The sequence below is a fragment of the Mucilaginibacter gotjawali genome (genome assembly GCF_002355435.1).
Lineage (GTDB): Bacteria > Bacteroidota > Bacteroidia > Sphingobacteriales > Sphingobacteriaceae > Mucilaginibacter > Mucilaginibacter gotjawali.
Genome location: NZ_AP017313.1, coordinates 4,594,820 through 4,610,098 on the forward strand (window position 1 = coordinate 4,594,820; position 15,279 = coordinate 4,610,098).

Genomic DNA, 15,279 nt, shown 5'->3' on the forward strand with positions numbered 1-15,279 from the left:
AAAGGCGAAAGGTTAAAGGCAAAAGGTACAAAATATTACAATTTTCGACCAGATGCTACCATATCTTAAAACCTTTTACCCTTCGCCTTTAACCTTTTACCTAAAACTCACCCAACAATCTGCATTATCTTGATTGAAATAGCAATAATATAGGCCAGCAATATGATGGTATTTAACACCAGCAGCCAGTTCATTTCGGGTTCGTTAAATTTTTTAAGGCCACAAGTGATCAGCAGAAAAAGGAAAGAAACAATGATAATTGCGGGAAATACAAGTTGCCAGGAATAATGAAAGGTTAAATAAATATGCTGTAATTTAGCTTGATCACCCTGGAACAAAGGTACCATGGCCGCGACTAACAGGATGACAAATATCCTGAGAACAATTTTCGTTACAACTTTGCTGACTTTCATTGAGGCGCCAAAATAAAACAAAATTGTTTAATTGTCGCTCAAAACATCCATACAATCCTTACTTAACCGTTTAAGCCGGTCATTTAATAAATCGGGGCCGGCGGTATTATGGCTCTTTGCGTACAGGTCTTTAATGATGTTAAGGGTATCATCACTGGGGTCGCAGGCCTGGGCTTTTTCCAGGTGTGGCAAAGCCATTTGTACCGCCTTTACATATGTGGCAAACAAACTATCCTTTGCCGCCTTATCAGTTGCATCGTTCATTCTTGCTTCAATCTTTTTTGCTTTATCCAAATACAAATAACCCAGCGCACGGTGCGCCACGTAATAATCGGGCACTGCTGCCGCTACTTTAACATAAAAAACGATTGCCTTATCCGGCTGGCTATCATCTTCATACATTTTGCCGACGCCAAAATAAAAGTTGATCCTTGTTTTTTCCGGCAGTTTGTCTGCATAAGGAATAATGGCCTCGCCCAGCTCCAAAACCTTGTCCTGTTCGCCCTGGAACCGCGCCAAATTAAAATCAAGGTATTTGCTGTAAACAGAGTCAACAGAAAGTACCTGCGCATGTGCAAGCAGTCCGGTAAAGCAAAGAAATATGAATATAAAAAACCTTTTTAGCATTTTATTGGTTGATTGGGTTGATTAAGTGAATGGTTAATTAAGTTGATTGTGAAAGTTAAAATCTCTTTTTATACTTTTTTATTGGATCACCTCAATCCAACTTAATCAACTTATTTAAAGCATCTTTCCATTTTTTATAGGTGCCGGCCATACAATGCCCGCAAGGCCGGTAGCCCATTTCAATTGCTTCTGTTTCCAAACAAAAGAAAACCCGGTTCGCAGGCTTCATCCTTTTACCGGCTGAGCAATTCAATGTACCATATATTTTCAGCTTTACGTTGCCGGCAAAGGTTATTTCCTTTTTATCGAGCAGTATTTTTAAATTCCTGCTGCGTTTAAACGCTGTATCGCCTAATGAAGTATGCCTGATCATGCCGCGTCATGAAAAATAATACCCAGTGTATGCCGGATACCTGCCGTAAGTTCACTTACGCCATGTTTCATGTTTACACGGTGGTAGCCTTTGCTCCCATTTACAGGCCTGAAATTGGTGGTAAACAGCAGCATATCACCTTTTTTTGGCTTTAGCACAATCGCTTTTGATTGTGCCCGGGGCCTTTGCTCCACCAGCACAAATTCGCCACCTTCGTAGTCTTCACCCGGTTCATTTAAAAACAAAACCAGTTGTATCGGAAAATACACATCGCCATAAAGGTCCTGGTGCAAGGTGTTATACCCCCCTTGCTGTATCGCAATATTAGCGGCGTAGGCCTATTGACCGCTGACATGGCAAAGCTCCAGCAATTCCGACAAACTCCCGGGAAATTGTTTATCGATGTTTAAAACACGCATCCAGTTATTGGCAATAGGCGCCAGTTTTGGGTAAACGCATTCCCTTAATTGTTGTACCAATGCCGGCAGGGGGTATTGAAAATATTTGTATTCGCCCAAACCATAACCATGATGCTCCATTATGATCGTTTTTCGGTATAAATTCCCGCTGCAATACTGATTAATAAGTTCATCGCAATCAGCGCCCGATAAAACATTGGACGCAGCGGCATACCCTTTTTTGTGCATATCTTCCGTTATGCGGGCCCAATCCAGCAAGGCAATTCTTTCTCTTATATCCATCTTTACTATTCAGAAAACAAATAATCAACCTAATATAACGTAGTCAACCTAATCAACCAATTTTAACCAACCAAACTCAACTGTGCCGCTTCCCAGCCAATGATGGCTGTTTTACGGGTAGCGCCCCAATGGTATTGGCCAAATTCTCCGGTTGATTTGATGACCCTGTGGCAGGGGATCAAAAATGCTACCGGGTTATCACCCACCGCGCTGCCGACGGCCCTGCTCGCAGTTGGCTGGTGAATGGCTTTTGCTACCGATGAATAAGTCGATAAACCGCCAACCGGGATATTCAGCAAGGCTTCCCAAACCTTCAACTGAAAATTGGTGCCCTTTAAATGCAATTTAATATTGGATAAATGCGACCAGTCGTTTTTGAAAATAAACAGGGCATCCTGCTGAAGGACGTCAACCATTTGGCTGTAGCTGGCATTAGGAAACTGTGCATGCAATTGGCTAAATGCATCGTCCCTGTCATCAGCAAATGCCATATAGCAAATGCCTTTGAGCGTTGATGCCACGATGATATTGCCAAACGGACTTTCGGCAAAGCTGTAATTAATATGGAGCGATTTACCGCCATTTTTATACTCTGCCGGTGTCATCCCTTCAATATTAATAAACAGGTCGTGTAAGCGGCCTGTACCGGAAAGGCCGGTTTCAAAGGCAGTATCAAATAAGGTGGCCTGGTCGTTTTTTAAGATTCCTTTGGCATAATCCAGGCTTAAATATTGAAGGAACTTTTTGGGGCTGATACCGGCCCAGTCGGTAAATAAACGCTGAAAATGGAAGGGGCTTAGGTTTACCTTTTCGGCCACCAAATCCAGGTTGGGTTGTTCCTTAAAATTTTGTTTTATATAATTTATTGCCTCAGCAATGCGCTCGTAATTGATACTTTCCTGTGTGCTCATGATTTGATTATTTAACAACACAAATGTACCCGTGCGCCGCGGGGGATAAAACCCGGTTCTTGCTTTGTTTGACTATGATTTTTCGTTAGTAATTTATTTTTAACGGAACTCAAGATGGCTTCGCCGTTCGTAAGATTTTTAGGATTATAAGATTATAATTGGCTGTCACGCTAACTTAATCAACCAATCAACTAAACTCATCCGAAATAGCCATACTTCGCTCTACCCCTGCTTCCACTGCCTGCAATAAATCCCTGTTTTTTCTAAGATTGATTAATATCGCTTCCGTAATTCCGCCGGGCGTTGCCATTTTATGCACATAATCTTCGGCGTCCTTGTCTGATGCAAATTCAGGAATTACGCCTTTCGCCCATACATAAAGCTGCCGGATGACGGCATAACCCGGCTTCAAATCTTCGAACTCACTTTCAACATCAATTCCAATCTTTTTAGCCAGGACAAGCGCCGCGGGCAAACAAACCCCAACGGTAAAATAATGCAATTCCTGCTCATTGTTCAAAATCATCGGGGTAAATCCGCTTGTTGTAATGATCCGGTTCACTGTTTCATTAAACGGGCAAATGGCAGCCATTGCCTTATTTTGGCGGATGGTATCGGGTCCGCTCGTCATGATCCTGCATACGTTTTTACCGAAAACCTTTTGCAGGCTGGCTAAGGGAATGCCCGCCATCCCCGATACAAACAAAGTATTCTCACCGATTAATGTTATCCTGAAATCAATAAAGCTTTGAGGACGAATGAATATAAACACAAGATCCGCAGCCATGCACAATTCTTCAACTGGCACCACCTGATCCGATAGACCAAAGCCTTCAATTGTTTTTTTGGTGTGAGGACTGCCCTTAAAGGAGATAAACAGGTTTTGAACAGGTAAAAAGGACCTGATGAAAACCTGCGCCATCGTCAACCCCAGTTGACCAGCGCCTATAATGCCGATCTTTAAATCAGGAAGTTGCTTTTTTCCTAAGGGCATAAATTATCAACCTAAATAAACATTAAAAAATGCCTGGTACTATCCGTAATAGCAGATATAAGCTACGTCACTTTCGCACAATACATCAAATTTGGTATCCGCCGGGATATGCAACACTTCATCAACCCCGGTTTTAACCCAATCTTTTCCGGGTAACCTGGTGCCGAAAACACCGGATATGATCTTAATTGTTTCCTTTGCGGTGGCACCGAACTGGTAAGTGCCTGCCTGCATTACGCCTACGGTAGCGTATCCTTTTTCTGTTTCTAAGCCCAGGCTTTGCACATTGCCTTCAAAATAGGTATTGTGTTTAATCATCGTTTTAATTTTATGTAAATATAGTTTCCCGGAAATAGATATGGATACCCGATTTTAAATTAGGCAGGTTTCCCCATCTTCACGATGCCCAAAACTTCGCCATCAGGCAATGGGGCGTCAATCCTTTCAATCGCCTCATACCCCATTACGGTATAAAGCGGTACGCCCGGCAAAGTTGCGCCCAATTCAAAACTGGTAAAGCCATTTTCTTTCGCGGCGGCCTCGCAAACATTGATGATCAGCGTCCCTATCCCCTGCCGGGCATAATCCGGGTGCACAAAAAATGCGCGGATGCGGGCGGCATCTTGCTTTGGGTCGAGTAAAGGATCTTCAATTTCTTTATGCTGATCGCCGCCGTAGAGTGTATTGCGCCTGCTCCATCCGCCACAGCCAACTATTTTTCCATCCAATTCAGCAATGTAGTAGGTACCGTCAGTAACCAACTGGGTATCTACGCCAAAAACATATTTGATGGCGCTTTCAATCTGGCCGGGGGTATAATACGCGGTACTTAATCCCCTAACCGATAGCACGATCATTGCATTCAGCGCAGGGATATCAGCAAACGTGGCGAGGCGGGTGGTAAGTGGCATTTATTGGGTAGTTTTTCAAAGAATATATTTAAAGCGATAATTAGCTGAAACTTTCTTACCCTCTTTGCCGATTTCGGCAGAGAGGGTCGACCAGCGTAGCGAAGTCGTGGTGAGTCAACTCGCCGCCATGCATTGGCGGTAATGTCCGCAGGGTTGACTCACCCGAACGTCGCTACGCCTGCCCGCGGCAGGCAGGCTCGTTCACCCTCTCTTTTGCAGGCAAAAAAGAGGGTTAGCTTCAATTTTTTTATGGCACCCCGTTTTTGCTCCGTCATTATAAAGATATTAAGGATTATACTTCTTCGTTTTTGTTAAATTCCCTGCTTTATCCCAGGTTTTCCATTCCCCTATTTTCTTTTCGCCAATATATTCACCCGAATCAAATAAACCGCCTTCGGCATGATAGCGCTCCCAAATTCCGGCTCTTTCGCCGTTATTAAAGGAGCCGGTTTGCATCAGGACGCCGGTTTCGCGATACCATTTCCAGGGGCCATCCATCTGGTCGTTAACAAAATTGCCGATGGCTCTAAGTCCTCCGCTTAAAAAATAATATTTCCACTCGCCGGTTTTGCTGCCATGTACATATCTGCCTTCCGCGCTTACTTTGCCATCTTTAAAATATTCCTTTACCGGGCCATGCAGTAATTGCCCGTTGGCATCGCGTTTATTACTGTTCATCATAGATTATTATTCGGTTAGATTTGACAACTCTTGACGAATTGTCAAATCTCTTTTTAAACATTAGAAAGTTGGTAATCTTTGCATGATGAAATAAAATTAATAAAACTCTTCCCTTATTTCTATCAAAATATCTTCTGCTTTTTTAAGATCGGGGTATTCGGGCAAATCGGACTTTTTGTATAATCCCTTTATCTTCTCCATCTTTTCTTCCACCATATTCATTAAATCGTCAAACTCAAATATGCCGCTGCGTATTTTCAGCAAGAACTCGCGGTCTTCTCTATGTACTATTACCTGGTTATATAAAGCTATCTCTTCCGCCATATTTAACAACCTGAATGTGTGCATCATGTTTTTGGCGTCATAGCTCTTGCCATGTGATAGCGTACTTTCATAACGCGCCTGGTTTCGCTTTTCTTCCCATTCCCTATATTCTTTGTACTCTTTACAATAGGTTGAATAGCCATCTTTATTAAAATTCATTGTCGCCAATGGTTCAATATTTTCAGGTACGGAACTCAACTGAACGTCGTCCGAATCTCGCCCGGAAACTATCCCTTTAAACCAGCTACCACCTGACAGTTGCTTTTGATGGTATAGTAAATAAACATTTCTGAAATGATCCAAATTAACCAAGCCACAATCTTCCTGAACAAGATTATTTTCTTTCAACCATGAAATTAACGGCACACTTCCATTTTTGTAAATTACATAACAAAAATCCAGAACAGATTTCCGTGCGTTTGCCATTGGTTTATTGATCTTTTTATTCAAACCCCTTGCTTTCCTGATTTGTGTCTGGGCATAACCGGCAAATGTATCAAGGCATAATTTTGACAAAAAGTCGGACGGCTTTATCTTATCCATTAAAGGATGCTTGTAGAGCACACAATCAGCGGGGGTGTTCAACAACTCGAGGATATTCGGATTGTTTTTTGTTAATAGCTCCAGAAATCGTTTAATCTCAAAATAAACTTCATCATTACTATCATTTGATACCTGCTCGCAGGATTCAAAACCATACAATTCCTTTTTTGGCAGGATAAAAATGCCCTTCTTATCAATATCAGAGCCTGGCAAATTCAGATTGTAAGCCCGACTTCCACTGATACAATCCAAAAGGATAAATTCCCGTTGTTGTTGTAACTGGGCAAAATTCATAATGCGATGTATTTGCGAAAAACAGCATTCAATTCACCTGCAGGCTGATGGTTAGAGGGTATTTGCCCCATTAATTCTTTGCACATTGTCAAAGTTGCATTTAACCAATCATCCAAAACAGGGAAAGGTTTAATTAGCTTTTTTTCATCGCTTACCGCCTTCAGTTTCAGCAGTTCGTCAATATCCCTTTGGAAAAATTTATCATCAACCAGCACCCGCAATGCACCAAACTCCATTGGCGGAACGGTTTGCCTTTCGACTATCCATTTACAGGCTAATGCCGACCTCAATGCATAAAAATAACGTTTCATTTTTATCTGGTCGCCTTGCAAATCGTCATTAACTGTATTAATTGCCATCGATAAATAATGATTACCAGCGGCCCTTAATGAAAAGTATTTGGGCATTAATTGTTGCAATTCAGGTGCTAAACCCGATTCATCCATATAAACTATCGGCGATTGTAGCCATTCATATAGCGGTCCGTTCGATTTTAAAAATAGTTTCAGCGCTTTTTTAACATCCCATCCACCAATATCAAGCACTTCATTAACAGGTAAATCAATAACATCGCCGATTTCATGAATGCTGAGGTAGTCATTGGTCGTCCTGGCGTAAATAAAACGAACGTCAAAGTCGCTGTCAGGCGATGGAAATCCCCAAGCCCTGCTGCCAGATTCACAGGCATATAAAATCCTGATATGATTTTCCTTTTCTAATTCGCGTAATTTTTCTTTTATAATTTCGAGCATATAGTCGCAATTTACAACAATCCAACTATTGTCCGAGCCTGGATGAAATGGATTTTGGGGATTAATTGGATTTATATAAATAGAAAGGATTGTGAAAACTTATATTGGGCCAGCTTTAAAGCCCTTACGTTTCCGCCATACGTTGAGAGGAGGGCTTAAAATTATCATTCCAAAAATCCAAGTAATATATCCGATAAGTTTTAGCCTCTACAAGAAATCTATGATGGGGTACAAGGTTTACCCCATTGTATTCGGAAACAGCTACATGGTAACAATTATCCAAATCCCCGGCCTTATTTTCAATATATATGATGTAAGGCCTACCTTTTTTAGTCATGTATTTATTATCAGCAACAATTTCGGGCAAGTTTGTTATCAGTCGGACAATTTTTCGTTCCGTTTTATTGGCGGGCAAATCCTGTGATCCGGCTGGGGTTACAATAACGATAAGGGAAAAGGCAAGGGAAATTAAAATTTTCATACTGATTAATTACCTAAAACTAATGCTTATTTGAGAATTCTATAGCATATGTTTCAAAAAATCCGAAATCCAAAATTCGAAACCCGAAATTCTCACATCTCATATCTCACATCTCAAATCTAATCTCTATCTTTGCCCATGCAAGAAAAAATCCTTATTCTTGACTTTGGCTCGCAGTTTACGCAACTCATCGCGCGCCGTGTCAGGGAGCTCAATATTTACTGCGAGATCCACCCATTCAATCATTTTCCTGAAGTTGACAGCAGTGTAAAGGGCATCATCCTTTCGGGCAGCCCGTACTCTGTAAGACAGGACGACGCGCCCAATTTCGATTTTAAAAAATTTCATGGCACTTTGCCTGTTTTAGGCGTTTGCTATGGAGCACAACATATCGCGCACAATAACGGCGGCGAAGTATTGCCTTCCAGCACGCGCGAATACGGCCGCGCCAATTTGCAATACATCAGCGAGCATAACCCGCTTTTTAAGCTGATATTACCTGGTTCGCAGGTGTGGATGTCTCACGGGGATACCATTGCCAGCATTGGTGATGATTTTGAGGTGATCGCCAGTACGGATACGGTTAAAGTTGCCGCTTTCCATGTAAAAAACACACAAACATACGGTATCCAGTTCCACCCGGAAGTAACACACAGTGTTGATGGCAAGCAATTGCTGTTTAACTTTTTGGTGGATATCTGCGGTTGCAGCCAGGACTGGACGCCTGATTCCTTTGTTGAAACGTCGATAGCTGCACTTAAAGAAAAGCTGGGCGATGATAAAGTGGTATTGGGGTTATCCGGCGGTGTGGATTCATCGGTGGCGGCGGTATTGCTGCACCATGCCATCGGCAAAAACCTGCATTGTATTTTTGTAGATAACGGGCTGCTGCGCAAGGATGAATACCAATCGGTATTGGATTCGTACCAGCACATGGGCCTCAATATAAAGGGGGTTGATGCCAAACAGCGTTTTTATGATGCTTTGGCTGGCTTAACCGATCCCGAGAAAAAGCGTAAAGCTATAGGCCGCGTATTCATCGAAGTTTTTGATGATGAGGCGCACCGGGTGGAGGATGTGAAATGGCTGGGACAAGGCACTATCTACCCCGACGTGATCGAGTCCGTTTCGGTAAAAGGGCCGTCGGCCACCATTAAATCGCACCATAATGTGGGCGGGCTGCCTGATTTTATGAAACTAAAGGTAGTTGAGCCCTTAAATACCTTATTTAAAGACGAAGTACGCCGTGTAGGCAAGGCTTTGGGCATTGATCCGAACATTTTAGGCAGGCACCCTTTCCCTGGTCCGGGCCTGGCCATCAGGATCTTAGGCGAAGTTACACCACAAAAAGTGGCTATTTTACAGGAAGCCGATGCGATTTATATCAACAATTTGCGGTCGGCCGGTGTTTATGATAAAGTTTGGCAGGCAGGGTCCATATTTCTACCGGTACAATCGGTAGGTGTTATGGGCGATGAACGCACTTACGAAAACGTGATCTGCCTGCGCGCAGTGGAATCGTTAGACGGGATGACAGCCGATTGGTGCCACCTGCCTTATGACTTGCTGGCGAAGATCAGTAACGAGATCATCAACAATGTAAAAGGAATTAACCGGGTAGTATATGACATCAGTAGTAAACCGCCTGCAACCATTGAGTGGGAATAGGTGGTTCATCTTTTTATTTATAGCGCTGCTGGGGGCTGCATGTTCACCAAAACTGCAGCCTGTAACGGTACGCCCTGTACATAAGGAACCGGAAAAGGCCGCCGATAAAACACCCGAAAAGGAGAATAAGCCGGCAGCGCCAAAAACATCCACGATAGCTTTATTGCTGCCTTTTGGGCTCGATCATTTGGCGCCGGGGGCGTCCTATACCACATCAAGCCTGCACGAAGCTGACATTGCCCTTGGCTATTACCAGGGCTTTAAATTAGCGCTCGATTCGCTTACAGGCCAGGGGTATAATTATAAGCTGATGGTTTATGATACCCGGGGCGACAAAGCGCAATCGCACAGCCTCGCCAATAATCCTGCCATAAGGGCCAGCGACCTGGTGGTGGGCCCTGTGTTTCCGGATGATATAAAAGCTTTTACCGGTAACTTTACCAGCATGCACCAGCCCGTGGTTTCCCCACTGTCGCCGGCGTCGCCTTCCGCTTACAAAAACCAGCAGGTAATTACCATGATACCGCCGCTGGAGTACCATGCCTGGGCAGCCGCGAGGTATATCAAGGAAAAAATCAATCCTGAGAAGGTGTTTGTGTTGCGCTCGGGCTTTAATGAAGAAAATGAATACCTCATCCCCTTAAAAAGGGCAATTGACAGCCTGGGGAAAAAGCACATCAAAATAATTACCCTAACGGTGATCCACGGCCAGTTAAATTCACTGGTGCCGCAATTCAGTACTACCGGCGCAAATATATTTATCATACCAGCAACCGACCAGCATTTTTTAACCATCACGCTGCGGTCGTTGGATTCATTGCATAATTTGTACCCGGTAACCGTTTTCGGGCATCCCAATTGGGTTAACTTTTCCTTTTTAAAGGCCGAGTTGCTGCAACGGCTGGATACCTATATTACATCGTCTGACCGGATCAATTACAAAGCCGAAAACATCGTTGCCTTTATGCGGCGCTACCGCGAAACCTACCATACCGATGCCACCGCATTCGCCATAAAAGGATTTGACGAAGGCATGTATTTGGGGCGGCAACTTTCAGCGGGTAATCTTAAAAATTTGGCGCAAACGGATTTTTCGGGTTTGCATAATGATTTTAAGTTTGAGAAAAAAGCAGGGCTTGGATGGATAAATACCCATGTTTCCGTGTATAAATATGCTAACTTTGAGCTGAAAAAGGTAGAATGAAGGCAATAAACCAGCTTAAAACGTTTCAGCGTATTTTGGATGAATATCCGGCAGAAACGCCCTTAAGCAAATTTCTACCCGGCTTTTACCGCCAGAACAAGCAGATGGGCTCAACCGACCGGCGGGTTGCCAGTCGTTTGGTTTATAATTATTTCCGCCTGGGCCGGGCATTACCCAATTTACCGGCCGATGAACGCCTTTTTATAGCAGAGTTTTTGTGCAATACGCAGCTCAACTCATTTCTACAGCATTTTAAACCCGAATGGGCCGCCTGTATTGATTTTACCCTAACCGATAAACTGACCATGGTAAAAGCCGTACACCCGGATTTTGCTTTGGATGATGTTTTCCCATGGACAACTCAGCTTTCAGCAAACATTGATAAAGATGCATTTCTAAAATCGTTTTTTGTTCAGCCGGACCTGTTTATCAGGGTATATAAAGGTTTTGAAAACCAGGTAAAAGCGGCACTGGCTGTTGCCGAAGTTGCTTTTAAAGATGAAGGCAACGGCTGTTTAGCCCTGCCCAACGGTACCCGGCTGGAAACTATAATTACCAATCCACATTGGTACGAAGTGCAGGATTATTCCTCGCAGCAAACCGCCCGATATTTTAAGCCCAATAAATGGGATTACTGGTGGGATGCCTGCGCAGCGTCAGGCGGCAAATCGCTTTTATTGCACGACCAGGAACCCACCGTAAAACTGGTGGTATCCGATATCCGCGAGTCTATTTTAGCCAATTTGGATGAACGCTTTCAGCAGGCGGGACTTACCAAATACCAAAAAAAGCTGCTCGATCTTACTCAAAACAACGATCTGCTCCTCCATGATTACGCCTTCGACGGTATTATTCTTGATGCCCCCTGCAGCGGTTCCGGCACCTGGGGTCGCACGCCGGAGATGATCAGCCAATTTGATACCCATAAGATTGAATTCTTCCAGCGCCTGCAGCAAGGCATCGCACGCAATGTGGTTAAATACCTTAAACCCGGTAAACCGCTCGTTTATATCACGTGTTCTGTTTTTAAAGCGGAGAATGAGGATATAGTGAGTTTTATGGTGAAAGAAATGGGGTTGAAGCTGGAGGAGCAAACGGTTTTAAAAGGGTATGGGAATAAGGCGGATACGATGTTTGTGGCGCGGCTAGCCCCCTAGGGAATTTTTGATTTATCCGGCTTGAATTGTTAACTTAGTAACGAATGTTAAACTAATATATTCCTGAATCATTGTCCAACCTGAATGAAAAAAACAACTTTAACCTTACTAATTGCCTTAATTACTTTTTCATGTTTCTCGCAGTCATTTCCTAAAAAACAAACTCTCATACCGTTAAGCAATGTCAACGGTGTGCCCTTTTATAAAGAACAGGACATGAATGATTGGGTAATAGATGGTTTTGAGATTGATAACGATGGAACGTTCTACTTTTTAGGGGGGGACAAAGTGGATTGTTTAGCGGTATTCTCAGGCACCAAACAAATTGTCCGTAAAACATATAAAGAGTGGCCCGGTCGTCAGCTTTATTTCTACAAAAACAATCTGTACACGTTTGGTGGTGAAAAAAAAAATCAAAATCTTATAAAAGTTCTAAATCCTTCAACCGGCTTAATTATTAAAACCTATTGCAATATCCCCGATAAACATATAGACCAATATTTTTTTACAGATAGCTCTATCATTATCGGCGCAATGGGAGACACCGCTATGTGGTATGAACGATACAGTCTTTCCGGTAAGTTTATTGGGAAATCCCCGAATGAATATGGTGTACCATCTTTTATTATTCCGGAAAATGGCAAATTCAGTTCATGCGAATTCCTTGGGAAATGGAATGATAACTATGTATTCTGGGGCAATAGCGATTTAAATGCGCCTCACCAACTTTATCTTGTCGACAATAAAGGCAAAATATTGGCCAAAAGAATCATACCCAAAGGCTTGACCGGTAAGGGATATTTCGAAGAATCCGATGAAGATAGAAAAGTTCGAAACGGGAGCTTTTTTGTATTGGGCCGGAAAGGAAATGATGCTTTGATTACCGAAATCCCATTGGCAAGTTTTTTCGGCAAGTAAAAAATCAAACTCCCCCTTTAGGGGCCTTGGGAGGCTACAAATGCGTATTACTCCTGAACAATTTTATCGCAATAGCCAATAAAATTATTCTCCATAAAAAACACTTATCTGTGCCTGTCAAGCCAATAATGGGTAGCCACTACGTGGCAATATGTCTTACTATTTATTTTTCTACAAACGTTTTGCCCCTATGGGGCAAGGGGGTTAATTTAAAGTAACGTATCATCTGTCTTAAAGAAAATTGTAAATGTTGTTAATGTACATTGCATTGCCCCATATGGGCAAAACGTTTGTAGCAACAAGTCCAACCCCCAATTATTGCCGTGTAGCGGCTACCCTTTGCCGACATGTTGAAGACTTGCAATCCTTTTAAATGGATTGCTTCGATGTGGCAAAATGCATTTTCATAATGCCACCCTATAACAAACATTGCCTTGCCCCATAAGAGCAAAACGTTTGTAGCAACAAGTCCAACCCCCAATTATTGCCGCGTAGCGGCTACCCTTTGCCGACACGTTAAAAATCTGCAATCCTTTTAAATGGATTGCTTCGATGTGGCAAAATGCATTTTCATAATGCCACCCTATAACAAACATTGCCTTGCCCATAGGGGCAAAACGTTTGTAGCAACAAGTCCAACCCCCAATTATTGCCGCGTAGCGGCTTATTTTGAAAACTTGCAATCCTTTTAAATGGTTTGCTTCGATGTGGCAAATGTATTTTCACAATGCGCCCTGTAACAAAAATCGCCTTGCCCCATCGGGGCAAAACGTTTGTAGCAACCCGACCCACCACCCAATTATTGCCGCGTAGCGGCTACCCTTTGCCGACACGTTAAAAACCTGCAATCCTTTAAATGGATTGCTTCGATGTGGCAAATGTATTTTTACAATGCCCCCCTATAACGAACATTGCTTTGCCCCATAGGGGCAAAACGTTTGTAGCACCACAAGCCCCCAACAATTATTGCCGCGTAGCGGCTACCCTTTGCCTATTTGCTTTAAAGTGTTATTTTTGAATATACCTTTATCATTATGTCAAATACCTTTACCCAACTCTACATTCACTGCGTTTTTGCTGTAAAATACCGGAAAGCGGTAATACAACCTACCTGGGAAGAAAGGCTTCATCAATATATTACGGGCATTCTGCAAAACAATGGGCATAAATTGTTGGCGATCAATTCAATGCCGGATCATTTACATTTTTTTGTCGGGATTAACCCAAAGCAATCCATTTCGGATATGATGCGTGTGGCAAAAGGCGATAGCTCTGAATTTATTAACAAAGAAAAATTTACAGAGAGAAAATTTTATTGGCAGGATGGCTATGGCGCATTCAGCAACAGCCGCACACAAATAGACGGTGTAGTTAAATACATTATGAACCAAAAACAACATCACACCAAAAAAACATTTCGCGAAGAATACCTTGATATATTGAAAGATTATGCCGTGGAATACAATGAAAAATACATTTTTCACGACCTGTTAGACGGGTGAAGGGTAGCCACTACGTGGCAAAACCTCCTCTCTTGTTGTTTTTCTACAAACGTTTTGCCCCTATGAGGCACAAGGAAAACAAAAATTCCCCCTTTAGGGGGTTAGGGGCTACAAGTGCGTATTACTCCTGAACAGCTTTATCGCGATAGCCAATAAAATTATCCCGAAGGCTTTCCTCAAGATATTTAACCCGGTCTTCCCCAACAGCCTTTCCAGCAATTGCACATTTTTTAGCACGAGATAGACAAACAGGGTGTTAACCACTATCCCTACTAAAATATTTGATGTTTGATATTGTGTTTTTAATGATAACAGGGTAGTCATGGTACCTGCCCCGGCGATGAGCGGGAATGCTAATGGCACAATTGATGCTGATGAGGCGACTTCGTCCTTAAAAAATCTAACGCCAAGAATCATCTCCATGGCGATGATAAAGATCACGAGCGATCCCGCGATAGCGAAGGAAGAAACATCAAGGCCGATAATACTAAGCAGCTCCTCCCCGCCAAATAAAAAGCCAACCATCAGCACCAAAACCGCGATGCTTGCCTTTTCGCTTTGGATGTGACCTACCCGCTGCCGCATTTCGATAATGATGGGGATAGCACCCAGGATATCAATGATAGCAAAAAGGATCATCGTTACCGAGAGGATCTCCCTGAAAATTAGTGGATGCATAGCTAATTAAAAACACGAATTTCCACGATTTTTTTGAATTACACTAATTAGCGCAAATTATATCTAATCTCGCGAATTTGTATATGCTCTCCGCGAACTCGCGTTCCTAACACTTTTCCCAAAAGAATTCGTGTAATTTGAAAAAAT

Annotated in this window: 17 protein-coding genes and 1 pseudogene; 5 read left to right on the forward strand and 13 right to left on the reverse strand. The window is 42.8% G+C overall.

Going from position 1 to position 15,279, the window contains the following annotated elements; genetic code table 11:
* Nucleotides 1–107: 107 nt before the first annotated feature.
* From MgSA37_RS20240 to MgSA37_RS20295, 12 genes and pseudogenes are all read right to left on the reverse strand, one after another.
* Nucleotides 108–413: a hypothetical protein gene (locus MgSA37_RS20240; protein WP_096354497.1), complete on the reverse strand. Its 306-nt coding sequence runs from the start codon at nucleotides 411–413 to the stop codon at nucleotides 108–110.
* Nucleotides 414–440: 27 nt separating this feature from the next.
* Complete coding sequence (locus MgSA37_RS20245; RefSeq protein ID WP_096354499.1) at nucleotides 441–1,040, reverse strand: tetratricopeptide repeat protein; 600 nt, start codon at nucleotides 1,038–1,040, stop codon at nucleotides 441–443.
* A 91-nt stretch (nucleotides 1,041–1,131) separates the two neighbouring features.
* Nucleotides 1,132–1,413, reverse strand: coding sequence for an Ada metal-binding domain-containing protein (locus MgSA37_RS20250; protein WP_096354501.1), 282 nt, complete (start codon nucleotides 1,411–1,413; stop codon nucleotides 1,132–1,134).
* Nucleotides 1,410–2,114 (reverse strand): annotated as a pseudogene (locus MgSA37_RS20255) (2OG-Fe(II) oxygenase). Before MgSA37_RS20255 ends, MgSA37_RS20250 begins: the two are co-directional and overlap by 4 nt.
* Nucleotides 2,115–2,176: 62 nt before the next feature.
* Entirely contained in the window at nucleotides 2,177–3,025 is an 849-nt protein-coding gene (locus MgSA37_RS20260) for a methylated-DNA--[protein]-cysteine S-methyltransferase (protein WP_096354502.1), read from the reverse strand.
* Nucleotides 3,026–3,212: 187 nt separating this feature from the next.
* Nucleotides 3,213–4,019 (reverse strand): pyrroline-5-carboxylate reductase family protein, encoded by an 807-nt coding sequence (locus MgSA37_RS20265; protein WP_096354504.1) that lies wholly within the window; start codon nucleotides 4,017–4,019, stop codon nucleotides 3,213–3,215.
* A 39-nt stretch (nucleotides 4,020–4,058) separates the two neighbouring features.
* Complete coding sequence (locus MgSA37_RS20270) at nucleotides 4,059–4,337, reverse strand: pyrimidine/purine nucleoside phosphorylase (RefSeq protein ID WP_096354505.1); 279 nt, start codon at nucleotides 4,335–4,337, stop codon at nucleotides 4,059–4,061.
* 59 nt (nucleotides 4,338–4,396) lie between these two features.
* On the reverse strand, nucleotides 4,397–4,930 hold the full coding sequence (locus tag MgSA37_RS20275) for a GNAT family N-acetyltransferase (protein WP_096354507.1): 534 nt from the start codon (nucleotides 4,928–4,930) through the stop codon (nucleotides 4,397–4,399).
* 285 nt (nucleotides 4,931–5,215) lie between these two features.
* Entirely contained in the window at nucleotides 5,216–5,611 is a 396-nt protein-coding gene (locus MgSA37_RS20280; RefSeq protein ID WP_096354508.1) for a toxin-antitoxin system YwqK family antitoxin, read from the reverse strand.
* Nucleotides 5,612–5,707: 96 nt separating this feature from the next.
* On the reverse strand, nucleotides 5,708–6,772 hold the full coding sequence (locus tag MgSA37_RS20285; protein WP_096354510.1) for a nucleotidyltransferase domain-containing protein: 1,065 nt from the start codon (nucleotides 6,770–6,772) through the stop codon (nucleotides 5,708–5,710).
* Nucleotides 6,769–7,524, reverse strand: coding sequence for a nucleotidyltransferase domain-containing protein (locus tag MgSA37_RS20290; RefSeq protein ID WP_096354511.1), 756 nt, complete (start codon nucleotides 7,522–7,524; stop codon nucleotides 6,769–6,771). The genes MgSA37_RS20285 and MgSA37_RS20290 overlap by 4 nt, the downstream gene beginning before the upstream one ends.
* A 124-nt stretch (nucleotides 7,525–7,648) precedes the next feature.
* Entirely contained in the window at nucleotides 7,649–8,005 is a 357-nt protein-coding gene (locus MgSA37_RS20295; RefSeq protein ID WP_096354513.1) for a hypothetical protein, read from the reverse strand.
* Between the two features lie 138 nt (nucleotides 8,006–8,143).
* Here MgSA37_RS20295 and guaA point away from each other — a divergent pair, with 138 nt between their 5' ends.
* From guaA to tnpA, 5 genes are all read left to right on the forward strand, one after another.
* Nucleotides 8,144–9,673, forward strand: coding sequence for a glutamine-hydrolyzing GMP synthase (gene guaA / locus MgSA37_RS20300; protein ID WP_096354515.1), 1,530 nt, complete (start codon nucleotides 8,144–8,146; stop codon nucleotides 9,671–9,673).
* The gene (locus MgSA37_RS20305) at nucleotides 9,630–10,877 is read left to right on the forward strand and encodes an ABC transporter substrate-binding protein (RefSeq protein WP_096354517.1); all 1,248 of its coding nucleotides are present in this window, start codon (nucleotides 9,630–9,632) and stop codon (nucleotides 10,875–10,877) included. The genes guaA and MgSA37_RS20305 overlap by 44 nt, the downstream gene beginning before the upstream one ends.
* The gene (locus MgSA37_RS20310) at nucleotides 10,874–12,034 is read left to right on the forward strand and encodes an RsmB/NOP family class I SAM-dependent RNA methyltransferase (RefSeq protein ID WP_096354519.1); all 1,161 of its coding nucleotides are present in this window, start codon (nucleotides 10,874–10,876) and stop codon (nucleotides 12,032–12,034) included. The genes MgSA37_RS20305 and MgSA37_RS20310 overlap by 4 nt, the downstream gene beginning before the upstream one ends.
* An 84-nt stretch (nucleotides 12,035–12,118) precedes the next feature.
* Nucleotides 12,119–12,952: a hypothetical protein gene (locus MgSA37_RS20315; protein ID WP_096354520.1), complete on the forward strand. Its 834-nt coding sequence runs from the start codon at nucleotides 12,119–12,121 to the stop codon at nucleotides 12,950–12,952.
* A gap of 1,034 nt (nucleotides 12,953–13,986) precedes the next feature.
* Entirely contained in the window at nucleotides 13,987–14,454 is a 468-nt protein-coding gene (gene tnpA / locus MgSA37_RS20325; protein ID WP_096354524.1) for an IS200/IS605 family transposase, read from the forward strand.
* 108 nt (nucleotides 14,455–14,562) lie between these two features.
* Here tnpA and MgSA37_RS20330 read toward each other — a convergent pair whose 3' ends face one another.
* On the reverse strand, nucleotides 14,563–15,132 hold the full coding sequence (locus MgSA37_RS20330) for a MarC family protein (RefSeq protein WP_096354525.1): 570 nt from the start codon (nucleotides 15,130–15,132) through the stop codon (nucleotides 14,563–14,565).
* Between the last annotated feature and the right edge of the window lie 147 nt (nucleotides 15,133–15,279).

What these genes read in the sequence shown, in the direction of transcription:
- MgSA37_RS20290 (WP_096354511.1), bottom strand. Translation starts at nt 7,524, where the DNA reads ATGCTCGAAATTATAAAAGAAAAATTACGCGAATTAGAAAAGGAAAAT.
- MgSA37_RS20315 (WP_096354520.1), top strand. Translation starts at nt 12,119, where the DNA reads ATGAAAAAAACAACTTTAACCTTACTAATTGCCTTAATTACTTTTTCA.
- MgSA37_RS20295 (WP_096354513.1), bottom strand. Translation starts at nt 8,005, where the DNA reads ATGAAAATTTTAATTTCCCTTGCCTTTTCCCTTATCGTTATTGTAACC.
- tnpA (WP_096354524.1), top strand. Translation starts at nt 13,987, where the DNA reads ATGTCAAATACCTTTACCCAACTCTACATTCACTGCGTTTTTGCTGTA.
- MgSA37_RS20265 (WP_096354504.1), bottom strand. Translation starts at nt 4,019, where the DNA reads ATGCCCTTAGGAAAAAAGCAACTTCCTGATTTAAAGATCGGCATTATA.
- MgSA37_RS20275 (WP_096354507.1), bottom strand. Translation starts at nt 4,930, where the DNA reads ATGCCACTTACCACCCGCCTCGCCACGTTTGCTGATATCCCTGCGCTG.
- MgSA37_RS20270 (WP_096354505.1), bottom strand. Translation starts at nt 4,337, where the DNA reads ATGATTAAACACAATACCTATTTTGAAGGCAATGTGCAAAGCCTGGGC.
- MgSA37_RS20250 (WP_096354501.1), bottom strand. Translation starts at nt 1,413, where the DNA reads ATGATCAGGCATACTTCATTAGGCGATACAGCGTTTAAACGCAGCAGG.
- MgSA37_RS20240 (WP_096354497.1), bottom strand. Translation starts at nt 413, where the DNA reads ATGAAAGTCAGCAAAGTTGTAACGAAAATTGTTCTCAGGATATTTGTC.
- guaA (WP_096354515.1), top strand. Translation starts at nt 8,144, where the DNA reads ATGCAAGAAAAAATCCTTATTCTTGACTTTGGCTCGCAGTTTACGCAA.
- MgSA37_RS20260 (WP_096354502.1), bottom strand. Translation starts at nt 3,025, where the DNA reads ATGAGCACACAGGAAAGTATCAATTACGAGCGCATTGCTGAGGCAATA.
- MgSA37_RS20305 (WP_096354517.1), top strand. Translation starts at nt 9,630, where the DNA reads ATGACATCAGTAGTAAACCGCCTGCAACCATTGAGTGGGAATAGGTGG.
- MgSA37_RS20310 (WP_096354519.1), top strand. Translation starts at nt 10,874, where the DNA reads ATGAAGGCAATAAACCAGCTTAAAACGTTTCAGCGTATTTTGGATGAA.
- MgSA37_RS20330 (WP_096354525.1), bottom strand. Translation starts at nt 15,132, where the DNA reads ATGCATCCACTAATTTTCAGGGAGATCCTCTCGGTAACGATGATCCTT.
- MgSA37_RS20285 (WP_096354510.1), bottom strand. Translation starts at nt 6,772, where the DNA reads ATGAATTTTGCCCAGTTACAACAACAACGGGAATTTATCCTTTTGGAT.
- MgSA37_RS20245 (WP_096354499.1), bottom strand. Translation starts at nt 1,040, where the DNA reads ATGCTAAAAAGGTTTTTTATATTCATATTTCTTTGCTTTACCGGACTG.
- MgSA37_RS20280 (WP_096354508.1), bottom strand. Translation starts at nt 5,611, where the DNA reads ATGATGAACAGTAATAAACGCGATGCCAACGGGCAATTACTGCATGGC.